At 45.8% G+C, this 26,112-nt stretch carries 33 protein-coding genes; 22 read left to right on the top strand and 11 right to left on the bottom strand.

The window, feature by feature from the left end; all coding sequences use genetic code 11:
* Nucleotides 1-9: 9 nt before the first annotated feature.
* From N667_RS0105520 to N667_RS0105485, 7 genes are all read left to right on the top strand, one after another.
* Nucleotides 10-582, top strand: a complete 573-nt coding sequence (locus N667_RS0105520) for a cob(I)yrinic acid a,c-diamide adenosyltransferase (protein WP_027408638.1) — start codon at nt 10-12, stop codon at nt 580-582.
* On the top strand, nt 579-1,076 hold the full coding sequence (locus N667_RS0105515; RefSeq protein WP_027408637.1) for an ECF transporter S component: 498 nt from the start codon (nt 579-581) through the stop codon (nt 1,074-1,076). Before N667_RS0105520 ends, N667_RS0105515 begins: the two co-directional genes overlap by 4 nt.
* Nucleotides 1,069-1,785, top strand: a complete 717-nt coding sequence (locus tag N667_RS0105510; protein WP_027408636.1) for an AIR synthase related protein — start codon at nt 1,069-1,071, stop codon at nt 1,783-1,785. Before N667_RS0105515 ends, N667_RS0105510 begins: the two co-directional genes overlap by 8 nt.
* Before the next feature lie 115 nt (nt 1,786-1,900).
* The gene (gene sigX, locus N667_RS0105505; protein WP_027408635.1) at nt 1,901-2,449 is read left to right on the top strand and encodes an RNA polymerase sigma factor SigX; all 549 of its coding nucleotides are present in this window, start codon (nt 1,901-1,903) and stop codon (nt 2,447-2,449) included.
* Nucleotides 2,427-3,560 carry a hypothetical protein gene (locus N667_RS0105500; protein ID WP_027408634.1) on the top strand — a complete coding sequence of 378 codons (1,134 nt, stop codon included), beginning with the start codon at nt 2,427-2,429 and terminating at the stop codon, nt 3,558-3,560. The genes sigX and N667_RS0105500 overlap by 23 nt, the downstream gene beginning before the upstream one ends.
* Before the next feature lie 358 nt (nt 3,561-3,918).
* Nucleotides 3,919-4,731 (top strand): histidinol-phosphatase, encoded by an 813-nt coding sequence (locus N667_RS0105490; RefSeq protein WP_027408633.1) that lies wholly within the window; start codon nt 3,919-3,921, stop codon nt 4,729-4,731.
* Nucleotides 4,732-4,937: 206 nt separating this feature from the next.
* The gene (locus N667_RS0105485) at nt 4,938-5,300 is read left to right on the top strand and encodes a DUF4440 domain-containing protein (protein ID WP_027408632.1); all 363 of its coding nucleotides are present in this window, start codon (nt 4,938-4,940) and stop codon (nt 5,298-5,300) included.
* Between the two features lie 43 nt (nt 5,301-5,343).
* On the opposite strand, the gene serA is transcribed toward N667_RS0105485, so the two are convergent.
* Entirely contained in the window at nt 5,344-6,918 is a 1,575-nt protein-coding gene (serA, locus tag N667_RS0105480; RefSeq protein WP_027408631.1) for a phosphoglycerate dehydrogenase, read from the bottom strand.
* Between the two features lie 176 nt (nt 6,919-7,094).
* Entirely contained in the window at nt 7,095-7,598 is a 504-nt protein-coding gene (locus N667_RS0105475) for an inorganic diphosphatase (RefSeq protein WP_027408630.1), read from the bottom strand.
* A 210-nt stretch (nt 7,599-7,808) separates the two neighbouring features.
* Between N667_RS0105475 and N667_RS0105470 the strand changes: the two genes are divergently transcribed.
* Nucleotides 7,809-8,231 carry a hypothetical protein gene (locus tag N667_RS0105470; RefSeq protein WP_027408629.1) on the top strand — a complete coding sequence of 141 codons (423 nt, stop codon included), beginning with the start codon at nt 7,809-7,811 and terminating at the stop codon, nt 8,229-8,231.
* A 73-nt stretch (nt 8,232-8,304) separates the two neighbouring features.
* On the opposite strand, the gene N667_RS0105465 is transcribed toward N667_RS0105470, so the two are convergent.
* Nucleotides 8,305-8,553 (bottom strand): ferredoxin, encoded by a 249-nt coding sequence (locus N667_RS0105465; RefSeq protein WP_027408628.1) that lies wholly within the window; start codon nt 8,551-8,553, stop codon nt 8,305-8,307.
* 215 nt (nt 8,554-8,768) lie between these two features.
* On the opposite strand from N667_RS0105465, the gene N667_RS0105460 reads away from it, so the two are divergent.
* The 5 genes from N667_RS0105460 (at nt 8,769) to N667_RS0105440 (ending at nt 13,013) form a co-directional block, all read left to right on the top strand.
* Nucleotides 8,769-9,830: a helix-turn-helix domain-containing protein gene (locus tag N667_RS0105460; RefSeq protein WP_035098088.1), complete on the top strand. Its 1,062-nt coding sequence runs from the start codon at nt 8,769-8,771 to the stop codon at nt 9,828-9,830.
* Nucleotides 9,820-11,334 carry a RecQ family ATP-dependent DNA helicase gene (locus N667_RS0105455; protein ID WP_027408626.1) on the top strand — a complete coding sequence of 505 codons (1,515 nt, stop codon included), beginning with the start codon at nt 9,820-9,822 and terminating at the stop codon, nt 11,332-11,334. Before N667_RS0105460 ends, N667_RS0105455 begins: the two co-directional genes overlap by 11 nt.
* The gene (locus tag N667_RS0105450) at nt 11,318-11,908 is read left to right on the top strand and encodes a CPBP family intramembrane glutamic endopeptidase (protein ID WP_027408625.1); all 591 of its coding nucleotides are present in this window, start codon (nt 11,318-11,320) and stop codon (nt 11,906-11,908) included. The genes N667_RS0105455 and N667_RS0105450 overlap by 17 nt, the downstream gene beginning before the upstream one ends.
* Before the next feature lie 11 nt (nt 11,909-11,919).
* Nucleotides 11,920-12,474, top strand: coding sequence for a LysM peptidoglycan-binding domain-containing protein (locus tag N667_RS0105445; protein ID WP_027408624.1), 555 nt, complete (start codon nt 11,920-11,922; stop codon nt 12,472-12,474).
* Between the two features lie 92 nt (nt 12,475-12,566).
* Nucleotides 12,567-13,013: a DUF2663 family protein gene (locus tag N667_RS0105440; RefSeq protein ID WP_027408623.1), complete on the top strand. Its 447-nt coding sequence runs from the start codon at nt 12,567-12,569 to the stop codon at nt 13,011-13,013.
* A gap of 30 nt (nt 13,014-13,043) precedes the next feature.
* Here the strand turns inward: N667_RS0105440 and N667_RS0105435 are convergent, their stop codons facing one another.
* Genes N667_RS0105435 through N667_RS0105425 form a run of 3 tightly spaced genes read right to left on the bottom strand, consistent with a single transcriptional unit; the run spans nt 13,044 to nt 14,126 of the window.
* On the bottom strand, nt 13,044-13,613 hold the full coding sequence (locus tag N667_RS0105435) for a manganese catalase family protein (protein WP_027408622.1): 570 nt from the start codon (nt 13,611-13,613) through the stop codon (nt 13,044-13,046).
* 25 nt (nt 13,614-13,638) lie between these two features.
* On the bottom strand, nt 13,639-13,899 hold the full coding sequence (locus tag N667_RS0105430; protein WP_027408621.1) for a spore coat protein CotJB: 261 nt from the start codon (nt 13,897-13,899) through the stop codon (nt 13,639-13,641).
* Nucleotides 13,896-14,126: a spore coat associated protein CotJA gene (locus N667_RS0105425; RefSeq protein ID WP_027408620.1), complete on the bottom strand. Its 231-nt coding sequence runs from the start codon at nt 14,124-14,126 to the stop codon at nt 13,896-13,898. The genes N667_RS0105430 and N667_RS0105425 overlap by 4 nt, the downstream gene beginning before the upstream one ends.
* A gap of 331 nt (nt 14,127-14,457) precedes the next feature.
* On the opposite strand from N667_RS0105425, the gene N667_RS0105420 reads away from it, so the two are divergent.
* The 7 genes from N667_RS0105420 (at nt 14,458) to N667_RS0105390 (ending at nt 20,403) form a co-directional block, all read left to right on the top strand.
* The gene (locus tag N667_RS0105420; protein WP_035098084.1) at nt 14,458-14,853 is read left to right on the top strand and encodes a hypothetical protein; all 396 of its coding nucleotides are present in this window, start codon (nt 14,458-14,460) and stop codon (nt 14,851-14,853) included.
* Nucleotides 14,854-14,862: 9 nt separating this feature from the next.
* Entirely contained in the window at nt 14,863-15,636 is a 774-nt protein-coding gene (locus N667_RS0105415) for a metallophosphoesterase (RefSeq protein ID WP_027408618.1), read from the top strand.
* Between the two features lie 163 nt (nt 15,637-15,799).
* Nucleotides 15,800-16,390 carry a genetic competence negative regulator gene (locus tag N667_RS0105410; RefSeq protein WP_027408617.1) on the top strand — a complete coding sequence of 197 codons (591 nt, stop codon included), beginning with the start codon at nt 15,800-15,802 and terminating at the stop codon, nt 16,388-16,390.
* Between the two features lie 247 nt (nt 16,391-16,637).
* Complete coding sequence (locus N667_RS0105405; RefSeq protein ID WP_027408616.1) at nt 16,638-17,915, top strand: Glu/Leu/Phe/Val family dehydrogenase; 1,278 nt, start codon at nt 16,638-16,640, stop codon at nt 17,913-17,915.
* 74 nt (nt 17,916-17,989) lie between these two features.
* Nucleotides 17,990-18,982, top strand: a complete 993-nt coding sequence (locus tag N667_RS0105400; RefSeq protein WP_027408615.1) for a YpdA family putative bacillithiol disulfide reductase — start codon at nt 17,990-17,992, stop codon at nt 18,980-18,982.
* 35 nt (nt 18,983-19,017) lie between these two features.
* Nucleotides 19,018-19,989, top strand: coding sequence for an asparaginase (locus tag N667_RS0105395; RefSeq protein WP_027408614.1), 972 nt, complete (start codon nt 19,018-19,020; stop codon nt 19,987-19,989).
* Between the two features lie 27 nt (nt 19,990-20,016).
* Complete coding sequence (locus N667_RS0105390; protein ID WP_027408613.1) at nt 20,017-20,403, top strand: kinase-associated lipoprotein B; 387 nt, start codon at nt 20,017-20,019, stop codon at nt 20,401-20,403.
* A gap of 115 nt (nt 20,404-20,518) precedes the next feature.
* Here the strand turns inward: N667_RS0105390 and N667_RS0105385 are convergent, their stop codons facing one another.
* Both N667_RS0105385 and N667_RS18310 read right to left on the bottom strand, forming a co-directional pair.
* Complete coding sequence (locus N667_RS0105385) at nt 20,519-20,872, bottom strand: hypothetical protein (RefSeq protein WP_027408612.1); 354 nt, start codon at nt 20,870-20,872, stop codon at nt 20,519-20,521.
* A gap of 15 nt (nt 20,873-20,887) precedes the next feature.
* Nucleotides 20,888-21,217, bottom strand: a complete 330-nt coding sequence (locus N667_RS18310; protein WP_051529968.1) for a DUF1033 family protein — start codon at nt 21,215-21,217, stop codon at nt 20,888-20,890.
* Nucleotides 21,218-21,345: 128 nt separating this feature from the next.
* Here N667_RS18310 and N667_RS0105375 point away from each other — a divergent pair, with 128 nt between their 5' ends.
* Both N667_RS0105375 and N667_RS19955 read left to right on the top strand, forming a co-directional pair.
* Nucleotides 21,346-22,119 carry an SDR family NAD(P)-dependent oxidoreductase gene (locus tag N667_RS0105375; protein ID WP_027408611.1) on the top strand — a complete coding sequence of 258 codons (774 nt, stop codon included), beginning with the start codon at nt 21,346-21,348 and terminating at the stop codon, nt 22,117-22,119.
* 99 nt (nt 22,120-22,218) lie between these two features.
* Nucleotides 22,219-22,392, top strand: a complete 174-nt coding sequence (locus N667_RS19955) for a hypothetical protein (RefSeq protein ID WP_198020520.1) — start codon at nt 22,219-22,221, stop codon at nt 22,390-22,392.
* Nucleotides 22,393-22,460: 68 nt separating this feature from the next.
* On the opposite strand, the gene N667_RS0105365 is transcribed toward N667_RS19955, so the two are convergent.
* From N667_RS0105365 to N667_RS0105355, 3 genes are all read right to left on the bottom strand, one after another.
* On the bottom strand, nt 22,461-24,842 hold the full coding sequence (locus tag N667_RS0105365) for an Ig-like domain-containing protein (protein ID WP_027408610.1): 2,382 nt from the start codon (nt 24,840-24,842) through the stop codon (nt 22,461-22,463).
* A gap of 410 nt (nt 24,843-25,252) precedes the next feature.
* Nucleotides 25,253-25,453 carry a cold-shock protein gene (locus N667_RS0105360; RefSeq protein WP_027408609.1) on the bottom strand — a complete coding sequence of 67 codons (201 nt, stop codon included), beginning with the start codon at nt 25,451-25,453 and terminating at the stop codon, nt 25,253-25,255.
* 449 nt (nt 25,454-25,902) lie between these two features.
* A complete protein-coding gene (locus N667_RS0105355) occupies nt 25,903-26,106 on the bottom strand; it encodes an NETI motif-containing protein (protein ID WP_027408608.1) in 204 nt (67 codons plus the stop codon).
* Nucleotides 26,107-26,112 lie beyond the last annotated feature (6 nt).

Here is a 26,112-nt window from a genome sequence, read left to right as displayed (position 1 = left end):
GAATTTATGATGAAATTGTATACGAGAACGGGAGACAAAGGGAAAACGAGTTTAATAGGGGGACGCGTCGATAAAGATCATTTGCGTGTCGAAGCGTACGGAACGCTCGATGAGGTCAATTCGTTTGTCGGTCAGGCGATGGCTTGGCTTGAAGGAGAGAAATTTCAAGATATTTATGCGGAACTGCAAAAAATTCAGCACGAACTGTTTGATTGCGGCGGCGACTTAGCGATTGTGAACGGAAAACTCCCATACAAAGTGACGGCGGAGATGGTAACATTTTTGGAAGAGCGAATTGATGAATATATTAAACAAGCACCGCCATTAGAAAAATTTATTTTGCCAGGCGGTTCGAAAGCGGCATCAGCGATCCATGTGGCGCGGACGGTGGCAAGAAGGGCGGAGCGCTGCATCGTATCGCTTAGCAAAGCAGAGCCGATTAATGAGATCGTGTTGCAGTACGTCAACCGTTTGTCTGATTACTTTTTTGCAGTGGCGCGCGTCATTAATGCGCGTTTAGGGGTAAGCGATATCGAATATGAACGGAGCGCCATCGTGTTTCGCGATAAGGAGGAGCAATGATAAGGGACACGAAGCGATTGGCAGCTGTGGCGCTATTCGTCAGCTTGTCAGTACTTGGCTCGCTTTTAAAGCTTCCAACGCATATCGGGAGCATTGCGTTAGACAGCACGCCAGCACTTGTGGCCGGGGCGTTGTTGGGACGAAAGGAAGGAGCGCTCGTTGCCGCGGTTGGCCACCTTTCTTCGGCATGGCTTGGCGGTTTTCAATTAGGGCCGCTCCACTGGTTCATCGCGTTGGAAATGGGAGTGCTCGTATATAGTTTCAGTTTATTGTTTCAGCTCGGCTGGAGAAAGACGGCGTACTTTTTCTTTTTTATCGGCAACACTTTTCTTGCGCCGCTTCCGTTTATTTTTGTGATGGGGAGCGCATTTGTTATCGCGCTTTTCCCGCCGCTCGCCGCCGGAACGATAGCGAACGTTGCCGCCTCGTTTGTCGTTGTGTCAGCGCTTTTAAGGCTTGGAATATTTAAGCAAAGGAAGATAAACGATGCGTGATGTGCTGTTTTTGCCGCTTGGCGAGAACGAAGAGCTTGTCATTGCGGCGGATGGCTCTGCCGCGATCGGATTGAAAGAAGCCGATATAGTTTGTGCCCCGTATGAAACGGTGGCGTATTTTGCCGCGCGTGTAGCGTTGATGGAGGCGATGTGCGTCGGCGCGGAGCCGATTGCGGTTGTTTTGCAAAACTTTAATGGTGACGAGGCGTGGAATGCGCTTTGTGCGGGCGTGCGCCAAGCGTTATCCGAACTTCAGTTCACATTGCCGCTTGTCGGAAGCAGCGAATCCAATTTTCCAACGCTGCAATCAGCCTTGGGCGTGACGGTGATCGGGAAAGTGCGGACAAAACGAAAGCGGATGGCCATCACTCCGAAAGATGCCCAGTTTGCGGTCATCGGCGAACCGCTTGTGGGCGATGATGTGTTAAAGCGCCACGATCGAGCGTTACCGCTTTCGCTATTTCGCCGACTATTATCGATAGAAGGAATTTTTGAGCTTGTTCCAATCGGTTCAAAAGGAATTGCCTACGAACTTCAACAATTGTTTGAGGATAATAGAATGGAAGCGGCGCCGTTTGCTTCTCCTTTGCCGCTGCATGTTTCGTCAGGGCCGGCCACCTCGCTATTAATTAGCTTTCATCCGCAAGCCCAGAAGGAAATTCGCCGTTGTACCGGCGACTACTTTTTTCCTATTGAAATAAAGAAATAAAAAAGGAAGAATATCACGTCATATTCTTCCTTTTTTAGTGTAAAATTTCTAAGATGGACACTGTAACGAACAGTGCTTTTTTAGCGACCAATGCAGTAGAACGGGAGGAGAAGGAATGGATTCCGCTTTTGATGAACTATATGAGAAATATCACCGTGATTTATTCCAGTTTTTATTTTATATGGTGCGAAATCGCGAACAAGCGGAAGATCTTGTTCAGGAAGTATATATAAAAGTATTGCATTCATACGGGCGATTTGAGGGGAGGAGCAGCGAAAAGACTTGGCTTTTATCCATCGCGCGCCACGTAGCTATCGATTTTTTTCGCAAACAAAGAACTTGGCGCCAAAAAATCATGGACACATTTGATTGGTCGACGAAGCCGCTTCATGACCCGTATCCGTTACCTGAGGAAGTCGCGATGCAAAAAGAGGAAATTCAGATGATGTATCGCTGCCTTGGACAATGTTCAGTTGATCAACGGCTTGTCGTAGTGCTCCGCTTTATTCAAGGGTTGTCGGTAGCGGAGACTGCGGAAGCGCTCGGCTGGACGGAAAGCAAAGTAAAAACGACACAGCATCGGGCGTTAAAACGGCTGAAACAGCAAATGGAGGAAGAAGCAGCGAAGGGAGGATGGCAGCATGAGAAAGTTCCAATGGAATGAGGATGAAATACAGTCGGTGCTAAAGCAAATGCCCATGGTAAACGACCGCCGCTCCAAAGAAGAAATATACCGCCAAATGAAGCGAAGAGAAAAACAAGAAGGGAGAAAAACGCGCATCGTTCCAGCGTTCGTATCAGTGGCTGCGGCTTGTTTATTGATCATCATTGGCGCATCGATCTATTCATCTTCGCTGGCGCCAGTGAAAAAAAGCAAAGAAAACAGGATGGAAATGGCGAAATCAATGGATATAGCGAAATCGACGCCGCAACAAAAACAATCGCTAATGATGAAAGCAGAAAACGAAAGTGCCGTTTCTTCGCGTATCGTTCAGAAAGGAAAGGTAATCGTTTTTGGGCTTCCAGACAAAAGCTTGCAAGTGGTGATCCCTGTCAGCATTGCTGTTTCGAAACAGGAAGGGTCGCGCGAGCAGCAGATAGAAACAGCGAAGACTCAGCTGCCAGAACAATGGGGGTTAGATACTCATTGGTTTGACCATATACACATTTCGCCGTCCTCGACACATCCAAGCGGTTGGATTGTTCGCATAGGAAGGGCACATCCTGTTTTTTCTGGGGGAGCTGCTAGCGAGGCGATGCTTCTTGCAAGCGTGGAGGAAACGGTGCGCTCATTAGGCGGAACAAGCATACAATTTTTTACCGGTGGCAGAAAAGGAGTGAAGTTATCGCACATTGGACATTTAGAAGCGCTGAAAGTTTCGCGTAAAAAGCGAGCGTACTATTTTTATCAGCTTGACGACGCGCATCCGCCGTTTCTCGTTCCGTCAAAAGAAACATTTGCGACGATCGAAGCTGCTTTCAAAAGCATGCAAAACGTGAAAAGCGACATACTTCGCCCTTCGATTTCCAAGCGTGTGCGCATCGCAGCTGTTCAAAAGCATGATGGGCAGCTTGCTGTCAAATTTGCTGCTAATTCAGCGTTCGACGGTTCGAGCGATTCCCAATGGATGCTTGAAGCGATCTTATTGGCCGCAAAAGAATTTGGCTTCCGATCTGTCATGTTTACAGGCGGAAATGTTAAACAAATCGGGCCGTACTCGTTTGGAAAAACTATTCCTGTGCCGATTGCGCCGAACCCGATGCCGGTGAACTAACCTAATCGAAGCCGTCATTTAACACATTTACCGAGAAGTCTCCCACCTCTAAGGGAAGTGTAGGTGGGGAAGGTTCATAGATGACGGCTTTATTACAATTTTGTAAAAATGAATCAAACACCGTTCTAATTGTTCCCTTTTTTACATAATACATATATGGTCGATATCACGAGAGGGAGGAACGAAATCATGGAAGATGTGATGAAGCGGCTTCTTGCGGTGGCGGGGATGGTTGTGTGCATTCGCCTGTTGTTTTTAATCGGGCTATCTAACTAGCATTTTGAAAATTCAAGAAAATGATTGTCCTCCTGCTTTTGCATCGGATATAATGAGGAAAACATGGTAGGGGGCGTTTCAGATGCTAACGGATTATCACAACCATTTGGAAAGGGGAACATTGACGCTTGACTATTTGAAGCAATTTACCGATGAAGCAGCGCGGAAAGGGATTCAGCACTTTGGCATTTCGGAACATGCGTACCATTTCTACCAAACGAAAGACATTCTTTCTAATCCGTGGGTCGAAGAGCGGAGATATTATGATATGGCCGATTATGTCCGCCTGTTTCATGAAGCGTGGGATGCGGGAATTGATGTCAAAATGTCGATCGAAATGGATTACACACCAGGAAAGCATGCGGAAATGGCAGCGTTTATTCATGCTTATGATTTTGACTACGTCATCGGTTCGATTCATTGGGTCGATGATTTTGGCATCGATTTAGCGGAATATCGAAAAGAGTGGGAACGTCGCGATTTATATGATACATATCGCAAGTATTTTGACCAGGTTGTAACATTGGCTGAATCGAATTTATTCGATATTATCGGCCATCTAGATTTGGTCAAAATTTTTAAATACGTTCCAGAAGATGAAGAGTTTTTACTTGAGCAATATGACCGGGCGACAACCGCTCTCGCCAATTCAAAAACGTGCGTCGAAATCAGCACCGCAGGGTTACGGAAGCCGGTAGGAGAGCTGTATCCCGACAAGCGGCTGCTGCAAATGTGCTACGACAAAGGCATTCCGATTGTGCTCTCATCGGACGCCCATGTGCCGGAGCATGTCGGAGCTGACTACGATAAGGCGATTGCGCTTGCCAAAGAAGTAGGGTATACGGAGCTTATGACGTTCAATAAAGGTGAACGAAAGGCGGTAACGTTAAGGTAAAAAATTTAGAGTTTCATAGTGTCTAGAAATCTTTTAAAATGCGTTTGCCTAAGGGTGAGAAAGAAGGGGAGCGGTCCGTTTTGCGGGGCGAAATCAGCGATGGTTTCGCCCTTTTTGTTATAGCGGCTCTGGTTTTTTTCTGAAAGAAAACGGGTGTGCAGCTTACAGAAAGAATCGCAGTGAAAATTGAAAAGGGGGAAAGCAGCATGGAGAATAAGGAGGGGTTAAAGCAACATTTATACGAACTGGAGCGGCGGCTATTAGAGCCGGATGTCCGCACATCGCCGAGGGAGCTAGATGCGCTGTTGGCCGACGATTTTTTTGAATTCGGCAGCTCCGGGAACGTATGGTACAAACAAGATTGTGTCGAGGGCGGCGGGCTTTCGGTACGGCACATGACGATTTCCGATTTTGCGATACACCCTTTAGCAGATGGAGTGGCGTTGGCGACATATCGCATCCACGATGAAACAAGGGGACAGCGCACGTTGCGCAGTTCGATTTGGAAGCGAGTCGACGGAAGATGGCAACTATTTTTTCACCAAGGAACGATAACGAGTCAAGAGTGAAGAAGGAGAACGGGACTCACCGTTCTCCTTTTCTATTATTCTGCTATACTTCAATTTTTTTAGCAATTTCGATGTCTTCAATGCCAACGAGCGTTTCTAGCAACTCATCGTCGAGCGGCTTGTCGAGCGAAAGCATCATAATTGCTTTTCCGCCTGCCTGTTGGCGTCCGACTTGCATCGTCGCGATGTTGACGTGATGGCTTCCTAGCACGTTTCCGACTTTGCCGATCATGCCCGGTTTGTCTTGATGTTGAATATAAAGGAGATGTCCCTCCGGAGCAAAATCGATGGAGAAGCCGTCAAAGTGGACGATGCGGTCTCCGTAGTTCGGAATGTGCGTCCCTTTAATGGTGAACGTTTTGTTTTCGCCGTAAACCGTCAAAGAAATGCAGTTCGCATAGCCGTGCGTCTCGCCCGAAAATTTTTCCCCGAACGTAATGCCGCGTTCTTTCGCCACCATGGCGGCGTTGACCTCGTTGACGGTGGAAGCGACGCGCGGTTTCAGAAAGCCCGCGAGCAAGCTTCTTGTAATGTACGTTGTTTCTAAATCGGCGACGGTGCCCGCATATGTTACTGCGACCTCTTGTACCGGTATATTCATATATTGAGAGGCGACGGCGCCCATCTTTTTCGCAAGATTGTAGAATGATTGAATTTTTTCGTACAAATCTTTAGACAACGTTGGCAAGTTAATCGAGGATGTGACAGGTTTTCCTTCTAAAAATTGCAGCACTTCTTCTGCGACTTGTGTAGCGACGTTAAGCTGGGCTTCGATGGTGGATGCTCCAAGATGCGGTGTGACAATGACGTTGTCAAAGGCAAGAAGCGGGTGATCGCCCGGTGGTTCCTGTTCGAATACGTCAAGAGCGACGCCGGCGACATGGCCATTTTCTAAAAATGTTATGAGCGCCTGCTCGTCAATAATGCCCCCGCGGGCGCAGTTAAGGAGGTACACCCCTTTTTTCGTTTTCGCAAGATTTTTCTCGCCAAGTAGACCTTTTGTTTCCTTAGTAAGCGGCGTATGTACCGTAATGATGTCAGAAAGAGCGAGCACTTCATCGAGGGTACAAATCGAAACGCCGAGTTTTTCTGCGCGTTCTTTTGTTAAGAACGGGTCGTACACATGCACTTTCATGCCGAACGCGCGCGCCCGTTTCGCCACTTCCGAGCCGATGCGGCCAAAGCCGATAATTCCTAAATGTTTGCCATATAACTCGGCGCCGACGAAAGCGGAGCGGTTCCATTCGCGCGATTTGACAGACACGTGCGCTTGCGGAATATGGCGGACGAGCGCGGCCATCATCGCGAACGTATGCTCAGCAGTGGAAATCGTATTGCCGTTTGGCGCGTTAATGACGACGACACCGTGTCGTGTTGCCGCATCGACATCGATGTTGTCGACGCCGACGCCTGCGCGGCCGACAATTTTTAAGTTCGGCATTTTGGCAAACAGCTCTTCCGTGACTTTCGTAGCGCTGCGCACGAGCAACGCATCGAACTCATGCAGGCGGTCTTCTACTTCATCAACCTTTTTTTGCACAATTTCAATATGTTCGGATTTTCGGAGAGGGGCTAATCCTTCCTCGCTAATAGAATCAGACACTAAAATGCGGAACAAGGTGGTGCACTCCTTTCTGGAACAACAATTTTAAATTTCTGATAATTTATCACAGGAGTGGTAGTCTGTCAATGCAATTGGAAGAAGTCATACAAATGTAAGCGTTTTTATATAAAACGTTCGGAATTTGCCTAAAAAGAAAACCAAGCGAACGAACGTCGCTTGGTTTTTTAGACTTATTTGTTTTTTGTTTCGTTGTAACGAGCGATGCACTCGTCGATGAGTTTCGCAGCCGCTTCCGGACCTTCCCATGTGCCGATTTCGGTGCGTTTTCCTTGCAAATCTTTGTAGCGCTCGAAGAAGTGAGCGATTTCTTTTAATTTATGCTGCGGAAGGTCTTCGATGCTGCGCACTTCGTCGAAGCGAGGGTCTTCAACAGGAACGCCGATCAATTTTGCATCTTCTTCGCCGCTGTCAACCATGTTGAGATAGCCGATGACGCGAGTGTCGATCACGCAGCCAGGGAATGTCGGATTCGTTGTGATGACTAAAATGTCAAGCGGGTCGCCATCAAGAGCAAGCGTATTTTCTAAATAGCCGTACTCTGCTGGATAAAACATTGGCGAGAACAAAACGCGATCGAGCTTAAAGATGCCGCGCTCTTTATCAAACTCGTATTTGTTTTGGCTGCCTGTCGGAATTTCGATAAACGCTTCTACTACTTTGTTTTCAAAAGCCACAATCATTTCCTCCTTCTTCTATGTATGCGCCTTAATTATAAAACAGAGCAGCAAAATGTAGCAACAGTGTAAGCATTGATTGTTCGAGATTTTGTTGCAGAGGTGTAAAAACCAATTTTCCCTTGTGATCTTCAAAAGCAATATATAAAAAATACCACGAATGGTTATTTAGGAGCGTGAAAACATACTGAAAAATGGGAGGTGAATACGATGAAGAGGCTCATTACTTTAGTCATTTCGTTCTGCCTATTGGCCATTTTCGCTATTCCAGCAGCGGCGCAACAGTTTGAATATGCGGCTAATCAAGAGCGGTCGTTTATGAGTGCCGACGAGTTTTATCAACAATTGAAAAACGGCGAGTATAAAGAATTTGCGGATGCTACTTACAGTGTTCGACAAAAAATCTCTTACAAAAAAGTACCTGATGCTCTTATGGTTTTTGAAAAGAAAACAGGAAGATATTTCGGCCAATCAAAACAGAAGCTTTCTCCTTTTGTTCATCCCAAACGGCAAGTATATTTTTTTGCTTCTTTTGTTCAAACAAAAAATGAAGAATATTGGAAGTATGCTGTTATTGACGCAGAAACGAAACGACAGCTTCAGAGCGGGAGCGCCTATAAAAGTTACAAGTGAACGATGAGATGTATTGATGGTGGCAAATAAGTGAAATAAAAAATCCCCCTTGCCGAAACAAGAGGGGGATTTTTTATTCAAATTTGTTTGGATCGCCGTCAAATGGCTCGTCAGCGACTTTAATTGAGTCTGTCGGGCAGCCTTCGAACGCATCCATCATGTCGTCGATTAAAATATCAGGAATTTCAACGATCCCTTGGTTGTCATCAAGCGTTACGTATGCAATTCCTTCATCATCGTAGTCGTAAATGTCCGGAGCAGCCGCACCGCAAGCTCCACAGGCGATGCATGTTTCTTTGTCGACGATTGTATACTTTGGCATAAAAAAACCTCCCCAATTCAATTTGCGCTGGTCGTTGCCGCGCATATGTAAAAATAAAAACACATTCCTATCCCTATAATAAAGCGCTTTTCCTAACTTTTCAATATAAAACTCAAGTGAGAATAGCTTTCACAACAAGGCATGGCGATATACGCGTTCAAACAGGGCTAAAATTTTGGTAAAATCATTGTATATGTATGCAAGAGGCGATCAATGTGAACAATGTATTGCATTTTCTTCTTTTATTTTGCTTGCAACGATTTAATGGCGAACGTTCATTGTCGGCCGTTTTCCATCTGCTCTCGGGGAAAAAGTCGGCGCAGACGCTGCAAGATAGCAAATGGTTTCGGCTTGAGCGTGTATTTGGTATATGCAAAGACGTATCGATGTATGAAATTGAGCAGGCCGCTCGTGAGCTTTTAAAGCAGCGATGGATTGCGCCTCATGGAGAGCGGTCGTACATATTAACGGATGCAGGAAGAAGGGAGCTAGAGCAACAGCTTCCGTCCGCGCATTTTTTGCAGCATATGAACGGCTTTTTATATCATTCGACCGAGACGTTGTTTTGGTATCGGCTATCTTTAGTGGTGCAGACGATTTCTAACTTGGTTCACCAGCGCTCGTTTGAGCCGATTCATCGGCATGAGGCGACTTTTATATGGGTGAAGCGGTATTTGCTTTCGCAAAAGCGGCCGATCGCAGAACTAGCAAAGGCCCTTTACGAAGAGCTTTATGCCCTTTGTTCTTCGCTTTCTGAGGAGAAGGCAACGATTGTGACGTTGCGTCTGACGAGTTTTGAACGGATCGGCTGGACGAACGAGCAACTGGCCGTGTTTTTTCAAACCGATCCTCTTTACGTTCAATTCATGTTTCACGATGCGTTGCATTACATTATGGAGCGTGCAGAACGCGAGGCGACATCGTTTCCCATTTTGCATGAATTGGTCAAAGATCTTGTTTCCCCTCTATCATTAACGAAGTCGGCGCATAAAACGTATGAATGGCTGCGCAAAGGAAAAACGATCGAAGAGGTTGCGCGCATTCGCGGGTTAAAACGGAGCACGATCGAAGACCATGTTGTTGAAATTGCGGCGAACGTTCCTGAATTTTCGATTGAACCATTGATCGATGCGGAGACGATAGAAAAGGTAGTTGCCGCAACAAAGAGGCTTGGCACGAAGCAGTTAAAAAAAATTCGCGAGGCGGTCGGCGAACACGTCAGTTATTTTGAAATTCGCCTCGTTTTGGCAAAGGAAGGGGAGAACAGTGCATCTTGAACAGCTTCTAGAGAAGACGTTTGGTTATCGTTCATTTCGGCTTGGCCAGAAAGAAATTGTCGAAGATGTAATAAAAGGGCGCGACGTATTGGCGATGCTGCCGACGGGGGGAGGAAAATCGCTTTGTTACCAACTGCCCGGTTACGTGCTTCGCGGCAGCGTTCTTATCGTTTCGCCGCTTGTGTCGCTCATGGAAGATCAAGTGCAGCAGTTGAGAACGCGTGGAGAAAAAAGGGTGATCGCGCTCAATAGCTTTTTGGCAAACGACGTTAGACAGGCGGCGCTTGCGGATTTGCGGCGGTTTCGTTTTATTTATGCGTCTCCGGAAATATTGCAATCGCCAAAATGGTTTGCCGCGCTCAAGAAAGCGGGCGTTTCTTTGTTTGTTGTTGATGAAGCGCACTGTATTTCCCAATGGGGACATGATTTTCGCCCGGACTTTTTAAAGCTTGGCGATATTCGCAAGAAGCTTGGAACCCCTCCTTGCTTGGCTTTGACGGCTACGGCGCCACCTGAAGTAATTGATGACATTGTTGCAACGCTTGGGCTTACGAACGTGCGCCGCCATATTTATCCTGTTGACCGGCCCAACATCGCCATTAAAGTTGAATGTGTAATGTCAGTGGAGGAAAAAATAGAGCGGCTCATCCATTACGTTAAAACACTGCAAGGTCCCGGGGTTATTTACGTATCAAGCCGACAATGGGCGGAAGTGCTCGCTCGCAAACTGCAGGCGGAGGGAATCGATAAAACAGCGTATTATCATGGCGGAATGGATGCAGAACAGCGCATGCTCGTCCAGCAGCAGTTTTTGCGTGATCAGCTTCAGCTCGTTTGCTGCACGAATGCTTTTGGCATGGGAGTTAATAAAGGAAACATTCGCTATGTCATTCATTTTCATATGCCGGGACAAATGGAGGCGTATGTGCAAGAGATTGGACGAGCTGGACGCGATGGGAAAAACAGTATTGCCATTTTATTATATACCCACGGCGATGAGGACATGGTACAATCTCTAATAGAGACGGAGTTGCCGACAAAAGAGCAAATTCAGCTGTTTATCGAGCATATGGCGTTTTCGCATACCGCTGAATCATCGGCCGCGCAGCTGCTTCCTTCAATGTTAGGATTAAGTGAGACGCAATGGCGCATGCTCTCATATATATTTGAAAAAGAACGTTCTAGTTTGCGTGGGCTTGAACATATGCAGGCGAATATGCTCCAAATGATTGAAGAAAGAAGAGAGTGGAAGCGAAATAAGCTGAACGAGATGCGCGCGTGGTTATTTCGTTCATTATGCCGACGTGAACAAATCGTTTCCTATTTTCATCAGCGACTTTCGGAAAAGCCGGTAGCCTGTTGCGATGTATGCGGATTGACGCTCGAAAATTACAGAAAACAGCTACAGTCAGATGATGAGGCAGCATGGACATTTCATAGTTGGAGAGAAGAACTGAAAAGAATGTTTTTTAAAGCGGGGAAGTTGGATGAGAAGGCAGACTGAGCAAATTCAAGCGATGAATGATCGCGAAGTGTTGCTTCATCTATATATTACGCAATTTTTATTATTAGCCGCTTCTGGCTGCGCCGGGGTGTTTCTTTTTGACAAACTTTCGTTTCAAAAGATTTGGCATTTCGATGCAGCGACGGTGATCCGGTATGGAGGCGGCGGAGCGCTCGCCGTGCTGGTGTTTGATTTTTTGTTGATGCGCTATGTGCCGCAAGAATGGTATGATGACGGCGGTATTAACGAGAAAATATTCCAAAAACGTTCCATTCCGCATTTATTGTTATTGTGCGCCTTGATTGCCTTCAGTGAAGAGCTGTTGTTTCGCGGCGTGATCCAGACGCATTTTGGGCTGTGGATTGCCAGTGCTATTTTTGCGGTGCTGCACTTTCGTTATTTAGCGAAATGGCTATTGTTTGCAACGGTAGTGCTGTTAAGCTTTTTCCTCGGCTATTTGTATGATTGGACAGGAAGCCTTTGGGTGACTATCTTTGCCCATTTTCTCATCGACTTTGTGTTGGCTGTCCGCATTCGCCTCGATTACCTTCAGACGAGGCATCAAGACGATTGAGGTGAGTCAGATTGAAAGACGTTCGTGATCAAGCAGAAGAGTTGCGCAAACAGGTGGGGCATTTCAAGCAAAAGGAAACGGGGAACAACGTCGATGCGCTGTCGCTTCCACCGCGCAGCGAAGTGCATAAGCAAAAGCAAGCGAAAAAGAAAACGAAATGGAAGATTAAGTATCCGCTTATTCGATTGTTGGCATTATTTTTTATTCTTCTTCCGATTTCTATTTTAAGCATTTATTACATGAACGATAAGCCGGTAGTCGTGACAGTACAAAAAAGCGGAAGCTATGAGCCGATTGATATAGCAAACTATAAAAAAACAGCGCCGCATGATGTGAAAGAAGAACCTCAAGCCGATTCGCCGGCTGACGAAGCTGATAAAAAGGAAAATACCCCGCAAGTAACGACTCATGTTGTCAAAGAGAACGAAACGCTTTTCAGCATTGCCATGCACTACTACAACACAGAAAAAGGAATGGAAATTATAAAAAAATGGAACCATTTGAAAACATCGCAGCTCCATAAAGGACAAATATTGCAAATACCGGAGATCGAGCGTTCAAAATAAAGAGGCGGAACACGTCTCTTTTTTTTGTTCTAATGACCCGTGCTTGTACATATGCTGGAAACAAAGATATAAATCAAAGGGGAACGGACGCTGTGAATGAATGGCTTTCGGGCATTAAAGACGAGGTAACAAAGCAAATGTTGCTTGGAGTTATTGAGAAAAAAGAAAAATGGGAACGGTTGGAAAAGAAAGTGAAAACGTTAAAAATAGTAACATTTGTTGGGTTCGTTTCTTTCTTTAGTTATATTTTCTGGAAGATCGTCGTTCCAAACGGTACAGCCGCTTCAGTAATTGCGGCATTTTTAGGCCGCTTAGAGCATTTGTATATGTTACTTCTTTTGTTTACGGCGTATTGGGGCATCTTGTTTTATCAGGGCAAATGCGATAAAGCAGAGGAGGAGTTCCATGCGCTTCGTTGTGAAATCATCCAAAAGAGTTCGGATTTGTGGCGGGATGAAACGGAGTGGAACGAACGGCACAAATGGTTTCAAGTGCTGAAGGAGAAATACGACATTAATTTATTTTATGAAAATAGCTGAATGAGCGGCACCATTCAGCTATTTTCAGCGCTAAAAAAACTTTTTCCGGTCGCGCTCCTCTTTTAAAATTTCTACTGCTTCGCGGAACCGCTGGGCATGGATGATTTCGCGTTCGCGCAGAAAACGAAGCCCGTCATTCAAATCAGGGTCGTCGCTCATATTGATAATCCATTGATACGTCGCTCTTGCTTTTTCCTCAGCGGCGATATCTTCATATAAATCGGCGATTGGATCGCCTTTTGCTTGAATGTAGGTCGCTGTCCAAGGCACGCCAGCGGCATTGTGATAAAAGAGAGCGCGGTCGTGGTTGACATAATGGGCATCCAATCCAGCTTCTTTCAACTGCTCAGGAGTCGCGTCCTTCGTCAGTTTATACACCATTGTTGCGATCATTTCTAAATGTGCTAGTTCTTCGGTGCCGATGTCGGTCAATAATCCGATGACTTTATCGGGGATGGAATAGCGCTGATTTAAATAGCGGAGTGCGGCCGCTAGCTCCCCGTCTGCGCCGCCGTATTGTTCAATTAAGTACTTAGCGAGTTTTGGATTGCACGTGCTGACACGCACCGGATATTGCAGCTTTTTTTCATAAATCCACATGCCGGTTCCCCCTTAATCTCATCGTTCATACTTGCCACGGCCACGGTGTGTCATTCCAATTCCATGGGTAGTTTGAGTAGCTGTTTCCATACTGCTGAAGCGGTCCGTAGGCGGTTTCATATTGTTTTTTTAAATGCTTTCGCTGTTGAGCGAGCTGATTGAATTGCTGAATCGCTTGGTAATCATTCGGATGGGTATCGAGGTAGAGGGTTAATTCAACAAGCGCAAAATCGACGGCTTGCAGCTTTTCGAGAAGTTCATAATATTCTTTCGGCATTTGCTTCATTGCCCATCACCTTTATTCGCCATTTCATATGGGCTGTAATAAGGATCGTAAAATATTTTCCAGAGCGTTCCTTTTTTTAAAGCTTCATGGAGAGGAAATTGCGGCAAATTGGGTGGCTGAAATCCGACATAAAGGTTCGGTGGAGTGACGTACGTTTTAACGAGAATGGGCGCGCACGGATCGAACGGACTGACGTACGGTTCGTACTGTTTTCGCGTCGTAAACATGGATAGCCCTCCTTTGCAAAAACTTTAATCTTAAGGGTGTTGATTAGCCATTATTTTGCTTCATAAAATATCGCGTATAGCAGTCATAGCGGCAAGCTTTGTCTGATCCCCTAGCTTGGATGGGAATGTAGGAAAGAAATTGCCCAAAAACGTTCGATATTTGGGAAAGGCATACGATGCATATGCTCGGTCGGCAAGCATCTTGCCCATGCAGATAGACAGGAGCTGAATTGCGAACTGTATTTTATTGGTTAATCAACACACTTGCTTCAGTCTATGTGTATGCATGCTTTCCTTTTTTCATGAATAGATGTAAAAAAGGGGGGATCCAATGCGCCGACAACTTTTTTACATAGTAGTTGGATGTCTGTGCGGTTACCTTATGATTTCGTGGATGCCGAAGGTGAAGCCGTTTATATGGGTCAATTTTGTAACCGACTTTACGTTTCATCCGCTTCGCTCCTTTTTGGCGATGGCTTGCTTTTTTGTAGGATTTTTGGCGAATGCGGTGGCGATGCGCACGATAATCGAAGGTCTGTTTCTCTTGCTGACAAAGCAGCGCGTTAATTGGCGGGAGTGGCTGACGAGCTGTACAGCCTTTGGCAGCTTTTATTGGCTGTTTCAACTCAATGAGCGCTTAACGCTTCTCTTTTTTCTTTTTTCTGCCCTTTATGGTATGATATCGTTAGATTTTTCACGCGTTCGGAACTATAAAAAGCTTTTATAGGAGGCATCGATGGCTGTCGTTGTTTTAACTTTTTTCATATGTTTCATTGCATACATGTGGTGGGAGGCGCACCGGAACCGGATTGTTGCTGTGGAGCTGGCTTTTTCCGATTTTCCGGAAAGCGTTCGGGCGCTGACCATCTTTTTTATTTCCGATATTCATCGCCGGAAAGTATCACAAGAGTTGATTGAGCAAGTGAAAGGAAAGGCGGATTTTGTGATTATCGGCGGGGATTTGACAGAAACAGGAGTGCCGTTTTCGCGCGTGCGAGAGAACGTAAAACGGCTCAAACAAGTAGGACCCGTTTATTTCGTATGGGGAAACAACGATTATGAAACAGATTACCATGAATTAGATGCGCTCTTGTTGCAAGAAGGGGTGCATATTTTAGATAACAGAGCGGCGCTGTTTGAATCGGAGCAAGGAGAAAAAGTGGCGCTCATCGGTGTCGATGATGTAGGCAAGCGGCGCGCCCGGTTGGATATAGCGCTTTCCGATGCCGATGAAGAGGCGTTTCGCATCTTAGCATGCCATAATCCGAAAATTGTGCATGCTATTCGTCCAGAGAACCGCATCGCGCTCGTTGTAAGCGGCCATACGCATGGCGGGCAAATTCGCCTCGGCCGTTTCGGCCTTTATGAAAAAGGAGGCATCAAACAGCAAAACGGAACGACCGTATTTGTCAGCAACGGCTATGGGACAAGGCACCTTCCGCTTCGCTTGGGGGCGAAAGCCGAAGCGAATTTGATTACAATTCGCCGCAAAGAAGGACAAGGCCGCTAAACGCGGTGGAGCATAAGGGAGAAAAAACTACATATTTAAGCATAATTATGCTTGTCTAAATGGCGAAAAACGATGTAAACTCAATAATAACAATAGAACCATTTACAGTTTCTTTCATACAATGAACATAAGAAGATGGCTGTGTAGGTAAGGAGGGGTGTTGATGCGCCTTGAACGCTTAACCCACAATAAAATCAAAATTTTCCTCACATTTGACGATTTAATGGATCGCGGCTTAACGAAAGACGATTTATGGAAAGATACGTTTAAAGTGCAGCAATTATTTCGCGACATGATTGAGGAGGCAAGCTCAGAACTCGGTTTTGAAGTGAACGGGTCCATTGCAGTGGAAGTATACTCTTTACCGGCACAGGGAATGGTTGTGATCGTAACGAGCGAAGAGCAGGATTACGATTTCGACGAAGAGTTCGCTGACGACTATATTGAGATGCAAGTGACGCTCGACGAGAGTGAAGATATATTTTACGAATTCCAAACATTTGAAGACGTTATCCAGTTAGCTCATCGTCTTTATGCCATAGGCTGCGTAGACGGCACGCTTTATTCATACCAGCAGCGCTTTTATTTACATGTATCAGAAGAACCGCCGATTACCACTGATGATTTTATCGCAGTATTGGCTGAGTTTGGAAGCTCATCGACGATCACGATTCATCGTGTTGAGGAATACGGAAAAAAATTAATGGACCGTCGCGCTATTGAACAAATCGTTCATTATTTTCCGGCTCATTGATTGTGCCTGCCCAGACTCCGATATAAGGGGTCTGTTTTTTATTTTTTTAGAAAACATTATGCATCGTTGCATACGAAAGAAATTGACGGTGCAATTGTTGATAAAAAAACAATGTAAACGATTTCAAATAAGAGAAAAAGAGCGGAAAAATTGATTTTTTTACTTTGCATAAACAAGAGGAAGGTGTATACTATGACATGAAAGGTGGACAATATCATATAAAGTGATTTGTATGGGAGGTTTACGTATGGTAGCCGACAAGCATACCAGCGAAGAAAAGCACGAAGAAAAACATGATGTTTTAAAAGCAACGCAAGTCGTCATACATAGAGCGTTGGAAAAGCTTGGGTATCCAGAAGAGGTATACGAGCTGTTAAAAGAACCGATTCGCATGCTAACAGTGAAAATTCCTGTGCGCATGGATGACGGTACTGTAAAGATTTTTACCGGCTACCGTGCCCAACATAACGATGCGGTTGGACCAACTAAAGGGGGCATTCGCTTTCATCCAAGCGTAACTGAGCGTGAAGTGAAAGCGTTATCGATTTGGATGAGCTTAAAATGTGGCATTGTTGATTTGCCGTACGGAGGAGGAAAAGGCGGAATCGTATGCGACCCGCGCAATATGTCGTTCCGTGAGCTTGAGCGGTTAAGCCGTGGCTATGTTCGCGCAATTAGCCAAATCGTCGGTCCGACAAAAGACATTCCAGCTCCAGACGTATTTACAAACTCGCAAATTATGGCATGGATGATGGATGAGTATAGCCGCATTGACGAATTTAACTCGCCTGGATTCATTACCGGGAAACCGCTTGTGTTGGGTGGCTCACACGGTCGCGAAACAGCAACAGCTAAAGGGGTTACGATTTGCATTCGCGAAGCGGCGAAAAAACGCGGTATCGACTTAGAAGGCGCTCGTGTCGTTGTTCAAGGATTTGGAAATGCCGGCAGCTTTTTAGCAAAGTTTATGCACGATGCAGGCGCGAAGGTCATTGGCATTTCCGATGCGTATGGTGCACTTTACGATCCGAACGGCTTGGACATCGATTATTTGCTTGACCGCCGTGATAGCTTTGGAACGGTCACGAAGTTGTTTAAAAATACAATTACAAACAAAGAGCTGCTTGAACTAGAATGCGATATTTTAGTGCCAGCAGCGATCGAAAATCAAATTACAGAAGAAAACGCTCATAACATAAAAGCGAAGATTGTCGTCGAGGCGGCCAATGGTCCGACGACGCTTGAGGCGACGGAAATTTTAACAAAACGCGGCATTTTAATCGTGCCGGACGTATTAGCAAGCGCCGGCGGTGTGACGGTTTCTTACTTCGAATGGGTGCAAAACAACCAAGGATATTATTGGACGGAAGAAGAAGTCGAAGAAAAATTGGAAAAAGTCATGGTGAAAGCGTTTAATAACGTATACGAAACAGCACAAACGCGACGCGTCGACATGCGTCTGGCCGCTTACATGGTCGGCGTTAGAAAGATGGCCGAAGCGTGCCGTTTCCGCGGATGGATTTAATTGAAATTGAAGACAAAATCCCCTATCATTTTTACGGTAGGGGATTTTTTATTGCCCAAGGAGGAACGATTATAATGAAGAGGGAAAAAATCATCATCGTTGGCGGAGGACCGTGCGGGTTGGCGGCGGCCATTGCGCTGCAGGATGCTGGTTACAAGCCTTTAGTGATAGAAAAAGGAAATATTGTAAATGCGATTTATCATTATCCAACGCATCAAACGTTTTTTAGCACAAGCGATCGCCTGGAAATCGGCGGTGTGCCGTTTATTACAGAAAATCGGAAGCCGAAGCGGAATCAAGCGCTCGCGTATTATCGCGAAGTGGTGACGCGCAAGCGAATTCGCGTTCATACGTTTGAAAAAGTCGAGTCAGTCGAGAAACAAGCGGGCGGAACGTTTGTGGTAAAAACGACGAAAGATCAATACGAAGCGGATTATGTTGTTATTGCGACGGGGTATTACGATAACCCGAATTACATGAACATTCCCGGCGAACAATTGCCGAAGGTGACGCATTATTTTAAAGAAGGGCATCCATATTATAATACGGACTGTGTCGTTATTGGCGGCAAAAATTCGAGCGTCGATGCGGCGCTCGAACTAGTTAAGGCAGGGGCAAGAGTGACGGTGCTATACAGGGGAAGTGCGTATTCTCCAAGCATTAAACCTTGGATTTTGCCGGAATTTGACGCCCTTGTCCGCCAAGGGGTTATTCATATGGAGTTTAACGCCCATGTCAAAGAAATTACGGAAGACGCCGTTATTTATACGGTTCACGGCGAAGTAAAAAAAATTAAAAACGATTTTGTCTTTGCGATGACAGGATATCATCCGGATCATGCGTTTTTAACAAAAATGGGTGTCGGCATTGATGCGGAAACAGGGCGGCCGCTGTATGACCCGGAAACGATGGAAACGAATGTACAAGGCATATTTATTGCCGGGGTCATCGCAGCCGGGAATAACGCGAATGAAATTTTTATTGAAAACGGACGGTTTCACGGCGGACAGATTGCCGCCTGCATCGTTGCGCGCGAGAAACAAGCGGCCGAGACTTTAGAGCCGTAAATTGGGAGAATAAAAGGGGTATAGGTGATCAAAACGTGAAAAAACGAAAAGTCGTACTTATTACAACAGGCGGCACGATCGCCAGTAAACCGAATGAAACATCAGGGCGATTGAGCGCAGGTGTGTTGACAGGAGAAGAGCTGGCAGCAATGTGCCATTTGCCGCAAGACATTGAAGTTATTGTCGAAAGCGCCTTTCAGCTTCCAAGCATGCATATGACCTTTCAAAATTTGGAGCGTCTCAAAGAGCGAATCGAATATTATTTCCAAGACTCCACCGTAGACGGAGTAGTTGTCACGCACGGTACGGATACGCTTGAGGAGACGGCTTACTTTTTAGATTTGACGATTTCCGATGAGCGGACCGTTGTTGTCACAGGTTCGCAGCGCTCCCCGGTCGATTTGGGCAGCGATGTATATATTAATATCCGCCATGCGATTTATGCAGCGTGCGCCAAAGATTTGCGCGGCGCGGGAACGGTCGTCGTCTTCAATGAGCGCATTTTCCCAGCGAAGTACGTCAAAAAAGAGCACGCCTCTAATATTCAAGGGTTTAATGCCTTTGGCTTCGGTTATTTAGGAATCATTGACAACGACGAAGTATATGTATACCAAAAGCCGATTAAAAGGGAGCATTACAAGCTTGTGCGGGACATTCCGGAAGTTGATATTATTAAATGCTATCTTGAAGCCGATGGGAAGTTTATTAAAGCGGCGAGAGAAAGCGGCGTTGCCGGCATTGTCCTTGAAGGCGTCGGCAGGGGGCAAGTGGCGCCGAAAATGGTTGAAGAAATCGCTAAAGCGATTCAAGCGGGCATGAAAGTCGTCATTACAACGAGCGCTGAAGAGGGAGCGGTGTATACAACGTATGATTATTTAGGAAGCGCCTATGACCTTTATAAAAAAGGCGTGATTCTTGGCAGCGATTATGATTCAAAAAAAGCGCGAATGAAACTCGCGGTGGCGCTCGCCTCTGATTGCGATGTATCGCGCATTTTTGAAAATTAAGCGGAAAGCGACAAAGGGGGAGCCAAGATGGAGGAGTTGCTAAAAGTAGGCGACATTGTCACTGGCCTGTATAAAACGGGGAAATATATCGGCGAAATTACGGATATTCGCCTGCATCATTATCTCGTCAAGGTCAAAGGTGTGCTCAAGCATCCGCAGCAAGGCGATTTGCACCATCCGAAGCAAGCGGATGTGCCGCTGTTTCATGAGCGTCGTGCCCTTGCGTTCAACGAGCAGGCGAACATGCCGAAGCAAATGGTTCGCTTGCATGACGGAGAAGTGCCAGATTACGTGGAATCGCTGAGGCAAGCGGTCGCTGCGATGAAGGAAGAGCTCATGGCTGACGGAAGCGAATGGGCGGTCAAAAGCCTAGAAAACTTAAGGGTGTTGGAGAAAGAGTATTTCGGTGATTGAGGAAATAGTTCCAATAACAGGGATAATATCAAAATGTTGAAAAACGCTTGGGCATGTCCAAGCGTTTTTTATAACTTTTTATTTGTTAGAACCAGGGTCTTGAACACCGCACGGCTCAAGGCCGCGGCGTCTCTTTCTTGTAAATTTCCGAAGGGGACATAAAGCCCTGCAAAATAAGTGTTGTATGATCATTTTTCGCTTGATACACTCGTATGCCATCTTTTGTCCTACCTATTTGTTTTCCGAGTTCGTAGTCATCGATGTTGGCGACGGGATCCGATATATAGGTTGTCCCGCGCCAACTTAATCGGTGAAGCATGTACTTTGTTCCGTTGATCGTTCGAGTCTCTACGTTTGTCTCCTGTTTGAACATAGGCAAAAAATAAAGGTAATCAATGATGCGATAAGCGCCGTAAGACAAGAAAACGAAAAACAAAATCAGCAAAAGTGTTTTTTTATGTCTATCCATCTTACACCTCAATGCTTATAGTTCCGCTCTGTCCAAATCGCCCTCGAACAGCTTGCCGCCATTAAACAGCAAAATGCCGTAATAGACTTGCAAAAATTCGTCGCACGCTTCGCAGTACACTTCTTCGCCGTCGTTCCAAAAGCAAGCGATTGCCGGTCCTTTTGTTTGAAAATGGGTAAATCGCTGGCGATACGCTTCCACAAGCGCCTTGTATTGCGTGAGCGCCTCTTGTTCATCGTCGAATCGCTTTTGTTCGATAATTTGTTCTTCCCAGCCATCGAGGAAATACCACGGCTCGAAATCGCCTTTCGTGACGAGGATGGACCATTGTTCTCTGTTTGCCATTGTCGTTTTTGATTCCTTTCTTTTGTACTATTCTTAATTGTAAACAATTCATTTTGTAGAAGAAAGGTTGATTTTGCTACAATCATAATTAAGCGCAAAATTTTAGTCAAAACAAGGGGGATTTTTTTATGTTTTTGCCTTCGTTTCGTTTGGATGGAAAAACAGCGATTGTAACCGGCGCCGGAAGAGGCATCGGCAAAGCGATTGCGATCGGGTTCGCGGAAGCGGGCGCGGATGTGGCGGTGTTGTCAAGAACAAAGGAAGATTTGGAGACGACCGCGCGCGAAATTGAAGCACTCGGCCAGAAAGCGTACGTCGTTCCAGTCGATGTGACGGATCGCCGCGCGGTGCAACAAGCGGTGGCGGAAGTGAAAGAAAGCGCTGGTCGCATCGATATTTTAGTGAACAACGCGGGGATGAACATCCGCACACCAGCGCTTGATGTGACGGATGAACAGTGGGAAACGATTATGAACACGAATTTGAAATCAGCGTTTATGATGGCGCAAGAAGTCGGCGCAGTTATGAAAGAGCAAGAAAGCGGCGGAAGAATCATCAACATTTCCTCGGTCGCCGGCCATGTCGCTCTTCGCACGGGCGTCGTGTACGCGGCGACAAAAGCGGCTCTCATTCAAATGACAAAAGTATTAGCGTTTGAGTGGGGGAAATACGGCATTCAAGTGAACTCCATCGGCCCTTGGTATTTTAAGACGCCGCTTACGGAAAAGTTATTGCAAGATCAAAACTATGTAAACGATATTTTAGCCGTCACTCCGTTAAAGCGGATCGGCGAATTGCCAGAGCTGGTTGGTCCAGCCGTCTTTTTCGCCTCCGATGCCGGAAGCTATGTAACGGGACAGACGTTATTTGTGGACGGGGGCATGACGATTCACGGATTTTGATTGAATATAAGGCGTTCGCGAAATGGGAATTATACAAAGCATTATTAAGGGAAAAATAAACGGGATGAAACCATCTAAAATAAAGGAGGATAAAGCAGCATGGCGAAAAATCCGAGCGAACGCCAATTTCAACAAGACTTGCAGCAGTATCATATGGACAACGTCGTGAACGCCCCAAAAAACTATGTGTATCGAGTCGGTTATGAAGCGTCTACAGGCAACTCTACAAATGAGAACCATATTGCGAAAAAGACGAGAGACCTGAACGAGTAGCAGACGGTAAAAAAAGAATCGAATCAAAGCATGAGCTTCAGATTCGATTCTTTTTTTGTGTCATTGAATTATTGTACTTTTATATACTTAGCCGCACTTTTATTGTTTGCAGCATCCACCAAGTAAACTGTCAATGTTGTTCCCTTTTTTTGTTTTGGAATGTTGAGCTTGAACGTGCCAGAGCTTGTTACCTTCCCGCTTGCTAGTTGCTTTGAGCCCACGAAAACGAAGACCGTGGCTCTTTTTTCTCCTGATCCGGTTACAGCGGTCGATTGAGCCGTCACTTTATTGACGCGAGGCGGTGCCGGAGCGATACGATCGCTTACTTTCAGCGGAAGGCTGGAATAGCTATTCTTTTTCGTATCGATGGCAACCACTTTAATCTCTGCTCCGGCAGGCAGCTTGGCGATCGGAATTTTATAGTTTCCTTTTGCATCCGCTCTCCCTGTTTTATAGAGCCTTCCGTTGACGTACACCTTGACCGTTGCGCGCGGCAGCGTTTTGCCGGAAACAGCCGTCGAACGGTTGCTGACGGGATTGACTTGCGGCGCGTATACGACTTTTCGTGTTGCGAAGCCGCTTGCATTTCCGGCTAAGTCGACGGCTTGCACCTTAATTTCGCTGCCTGCCGCTTGTTTCGGAAGGGCGGAAAAGTAAGCGCCTTTGCTGTCAGCTTTAACGCTTTTATAATATTGGCCGTTAATATAAATTTTAACGGTCGCAAACGCTTCCGTTTTTCCAGTCATTTTCGCCGATTCGCTAAAGACAGGGTCCAACGTCGGAGCGTTTGGCTTCTTTTTATCGATCACAAATTTTACCGTTTGTTTTCCTTGAGCTTTTGGGCTTGCATTTGCCGCCAGCAAGCCTCTCGCCAAAGCTGGCGTCAAACGGCTGGCCGCCGTGGTTGGATTATTCGCGCGCACGCGAATTTCGTAAGCTCCTTCTTTTGACACAACCGTGTTTTGATTCAGCGCTTGCGTTGATCGCCCTGTCGAAAGCTCAAGTACGCCGCTTTCAGGCACACCGATTTTCACGTCTTCGTTAAAATAAAGCGTATCGGACGACGGGTTCGTTTGTGCATCGTTCACCGTTACCCATCGGTACGAACGGTAAACGTAATTTCCTTCTTCCAGAATAGAAGAGTTTGGAAAAATGTTGCTTGTTACGGCATATGTGAGCAAATAAACGCCGTTTGTCGCCGTGTCGACTGTTCCTTTAATCTGAATATCTTTCGTGCGGTCGCCTTCCGTTTCCGAGTACGCTTTCACGCCTGCAAGAGGGTCAAATGCCGCGCCTTTGACAATGGTTGTCGGCTCGACGCCGGCAAAGAACGGCAGAACAGTTAAAAGCGGGAGCTTTGTTTGATTGCCTTCCTTGACAAATGTCGTATTGCCTACTAAATCTGTTAAAGAGATTTGGTAAATATAATAAGTACCGTCCGGCAGTTGCGGTGGAACTGTAATGTATTCCGCCCATTCGTTCAATCCGTATGATCTCAATGAACCCCAAAACGAATGACCTCGGCTATACCCGCTAAAATCGTCACTGAAAGAGACGTTCACCTCTTTAATTCCTCGCCCGTCATCCTCGGCTTTTACCGTCACCATGATGCGATCGCCGGGATAGACGGTTGTTTTGGATAATGCAATCGAATGAAACATCGGCCCTTTAAAGTCGGAGATGCCGCCTGTGATGATCAGCTTGTCGTCGTCCATAAACGGTGCAGCATGGGCCCAATAACGCTGAGTATTTCCTTTTTTGTCCGTTAATTCAACAGTGTCTACGGTATATTCCCCGTTTTTGGCTAAATCCGGAATCGGAAGATCGGCTTCATATTGGTTTGTTGTCTCGTTGAAGTAAATGTTTCCAAAGAGCGGATAACTCCCGGTTTCTTTATGTTTTAGCGAAAAGCTTCCATGTGAAAAGCCGCTTTCATCGGTGATTCCAAAAATTAGTTTGACCGTTTGCCCCGGTGTTGCCGATGCTTGCATTATTTTCACGGAAGTGAGCTTCGGCGGATTCGAATCCGTTTCGCCGTCAACAATCGTAAATCTCAGTTTTTGAATGAGAGGGTGGTCGCTTCCATACGTGCTGATATTGCCGGCTTGATCGCGCAATGTAATATCAGAAACGTACCACGTTCCTTTTAACATGCCGCTAGAAGGGAAAGAAAACTGATATGTATTATTTCCCTCATATTGCATCATGGAATGAATTGTTTTGTTTGAGCTGTGTGCAAGGGTAATATCTGCATCGGAAGCCGGGCCGGATTCATAGTCCGTCTCAATCGTAAACGTCATTTCAATTGTGCCGCCCCCTGAAAATTCCGTGCTATTGATCCAAGTGTTTTTGAGGATAAGAGGCGTTGTATCGTTTGCGGCCATACTGTGAAGGGGAACAGCGAAGACAGAGATGAAAACGAGCAACCAGCTGAAAGCTTTTTTCAACATTGCAGTACCCAACCTTTCTGATTAAGCCAAGAATATACTCACAGAATAATAATATAGGAACGAAATCATTTGTTTCAATATAAATTTGTTTAGCAAGCTGCTAGAGGGAGGAGATCGAGTCAATATTGTTTATGAGAGATGGTGCGGTAAGTTCCCCAGCGAAAAAGGATAGAAGAGAAATGTGAAAAAAGGATCGCACAGTCCTTGTATGGTGAGCGCGATCCTTTTTTGATTATTGCTTAATGAAAAATACAAAAACAACGAAAGCCCTGCCTCTCATTCGTCCTTGCAGCTCCGAAGCTGCGCCAGCGTGAATTCGCTTTTCATTTGAGCAACACATTCATAAGAAAAAGTGTGAAAAACAATAAAAGCGGCCCCGCCAAAAAAGCAGGGCCGCTTTTCTGTTGCTCTTATCTTTTTCGCACGTTCGCCGCTTGCGGGCCGCGATTTCCTTCGATCACGTCGAATGTTACTTTTTCGCCTTCTTCGAGCGTTTTAAACCCTTCGCTTTGGATCGCGGTGAAATGAACAAATACGTCATTGCCGCTGTCTGTTTGAATAAATCCAAATCCTTTTTCCGCGTTGAACCATTTTACTGTACCTGTGTTCATGTATATGCCTCCTCAAAAAACAAAAGATCAACCATCATTCATTATTCATAAACATAAAAGCCGTGCCCTCATCATTAGGAAGGCTTGTTAAGAGAGCCTTCTCTTTTGAAGAGGCACGACTTATAACAATCCTTGATATAACGAACGAAATGGCGTTCTCTAAACAATACACGATAAACTTGCGAAAGTCAACAATAAACAAATATAGTACTTCATTTTATTTTGCACGGGTAATGGATTCGAGTTTTGATTATAGTAAAACGAGAAGCTTTCCATTATGTTTTCAAGAAAAGCAGCAGCCGACCGTCTCTAACTGCTCGCTTTCAGAGATGGTGTGGTTGCTAAAGCACAGATTTTAATGAACCTCTCCCACCTACACTTCGCTTAGAGGTGGGAGACTTCTCGGTGGATATGTTAAAGGCGCTAGAAGTTGTCCATTCGAAAAAAGTTTAGTCGACCAGCTTTCCTTCGAATACGATCACCTTTCCGCAAGGTTCGACCGAGATGGTCCCTTCTTTTTCGACTTCGCGGAAAATCGGTTGTTCCATGCGGCGGATTGGAGTGTATCCTTCTTGTTTCATGCGCATTAGGCATTGTTCAATCGTTTCGTGATCCATGACTTGAAACTTTTTCTTTTTCTCCCGTTTATTCATTGCAAC

It is taken from the genome of Anoxybacillus tepidamans PS2 (assembly GCF_000620165.1).
Taxonomy (GTDB): domain Bacteria; phylum Bacillota; class Bacilli; order Bacillales; family Anoxybacillaceae; genus Anoxybacteroides; species Anoxybacteroides tepidamans_A.
This window is presented reverse-complemented; position numbering and strand designations above follow the sequence as displayed.

Bases quoted from the DNA above. Each gene is read 5' to 3' on its own strand.
- N667_RS0105390 (WP_027408613.1), top strand. From the start codon at position 20,017: ATGGAGGAGTTGCTAAAAGTAGGCGACATTGTCACTGGCCTGTATAAA.
- N667_RS0105360 (WP_027408609.1), bottom strand. From the start codon at position 25,453: ATGAACACAGGTACAGTAAAATGGTTCAACGCGGAAAAAGGATTTGGA.
- N667_RS0105405 (WP_027408616.1), top strand. From the start codon at position 16,638: ATGGTAGCCGACAAGCATACCAGCGAAGAAAAGCACGAAGAAAAACAT.
- N667_RS0105430 (WP_027408621.1), bottom strand. From the start codon at position 13,899: ATGAAGCAAATGCCGAAAGAATATTATGAACTTCTCGAAAAGCTGCAA.
- N667_RS0105510 (WP_027408636.1), top strand. From the start codon at position 1,069: ATGCGTGATGTGCTGTTTTTGCCGCTTGGCGAGAACGAAGAGCTTGTC.
- N667_RS0105385 (WP_027408612.1), bottom strand. From the start codon at position 20,872: ATGGATAGACATAAAAAAACACTTTTGCTGATTTTGTTTTTCGTTTTC.
- N667_RS0105485 (WP_027408632.1), top strand. From the start codon at position 4,938: ATGGAGAATAAGGAGGGGTTAAAGCAACATTTATACGAACTGGAGCGG.
- N667_RS0105435 (WP_027408622.1), bottom strand. From the start codon at position 13,613: ATGTGGATTTATGAAAAAAAGCTGCAATATCCGGTGCGTGTCAGCACG.
- N667_RS0105420 (WP_035098084.1), top strand. From the start codon at position 14,458: ATGCGCCGACAACTTTTTTACATAGTAGTTGGATGTCTGTGCGGTTAC.
- N667_RS0105355 (WP_027408608.1), bottom strand. From the start codon at position 26,106: ATGAATAAACGGGAGAAAAAGAAAAAGTTTCAAGTCATGGATCACGAA.
- N667_RS18310 (WP_051529968.1), bottom strand. From the start codon at position 21,217: ATGGCAAACAGAGAACAATGGTCCATCCTCGTCACGAAAGGCGATTTC.
- N667_RS0105500 (WP_027408634.1), top strand. From the start codon at position 2,427: ATGAGAAAGTTCCAATGGAATGAGGATGAAATACAGTCGGTGCTAAAG.
- N667_RS0105425 (WP_027408620.1), bottom strand. From the start codon at position 14,126: ATGTTTACGACGCGAAAACAGTACGAACCGTACGTCAGTCCGTTCGAT.
- N667_RS0105410 (WP_027408617.1), top strand. From the start codon at position 15,800: ATGCGCCTTGAACGCTTAACCCACAATAAAATCAAAATTTTCCTCACA.
- N667_RS0105465 (WP_027408628.1), bottom strand. From the start codon at position 8,553: ATGCCAAAGTATACAATCGTCGACAAAGAAACATGCATCGCCTGTGGA.
- N667_RS0105520 (WP_027408638.1), top strand. From the start codon at position 10: ATGAAATTGTATACGAGAACGGGAGACAAAGGGAAAACGAGTTTAATA.
- N667_RS0105400 (WP_027408615.1), top strand. From the start codon at position 17,990: ATGAAGAGGGAAAAAATCATCATCGTTGGCGGAGGACCGTGCGGGTTG.
- N667_RS19955 (WP_198020520.1), top strand. From the start codon at position 22,219: ATGGCGAAAAATCCGAGCGAACGCCAATTTCAACAAGACTTGCAGCAG.
- N667_RS0105365 (WP_027408610.1), bottom strand. From the start codon at position 24,842: ATGTTGAAAAAAGCTTTCAGCTGGTTGCTCGTTTTCATCTCTGTCTTC.
- N667_RS0105375 (WP_027408611.1), top strand. From the start codon at position 21,346: ATGTTTTTGCCTTCGTTTCGTTTGGATGGAAAAACAGCGATTGTAACC.
- N667_RS0105470 (WP_027408629.1), top strand. From the start codon at position 7,809: ATGAAGAGGCTCATTACTTTAGTCATTTCGTTCTGCCTATTGGCCATT.
- N667_RS0105515 (WP_027408637.1), top strand. From the start codon at position 579: ATGATAAGGGACACGAAGCGATTGGCAGCTGTGGCGCTATTCGTCAGC.
- N667_RS0105450 (WP_027408625.1), top strand. From the start codon at position 11,318: ATGAGAAGGCAGACTGAGCAAATTCAAGCGATGAATGATCGCGAAGTG.
- N667_RS0105415 (WP_027408618.1), top strand. From the start codon at position 14,863: ATGGCTGTCGTTGTTTTAACTTTTTTCATATGTTTCATTGCATACATG.
- N667_RS0105490 (WP_027408633.1), top strand. From the start codon at position 3,919: ATGCTAACGGATTATCACAACCATTTGGAAAGGGGAACATTGACGCTT.
- sigX (WP_027408635.1), top strand. From the start codon at position 1,901: ATGGATTCCGCTTTTGATGAACTATATGAGAAATATCACCGTGATTTA.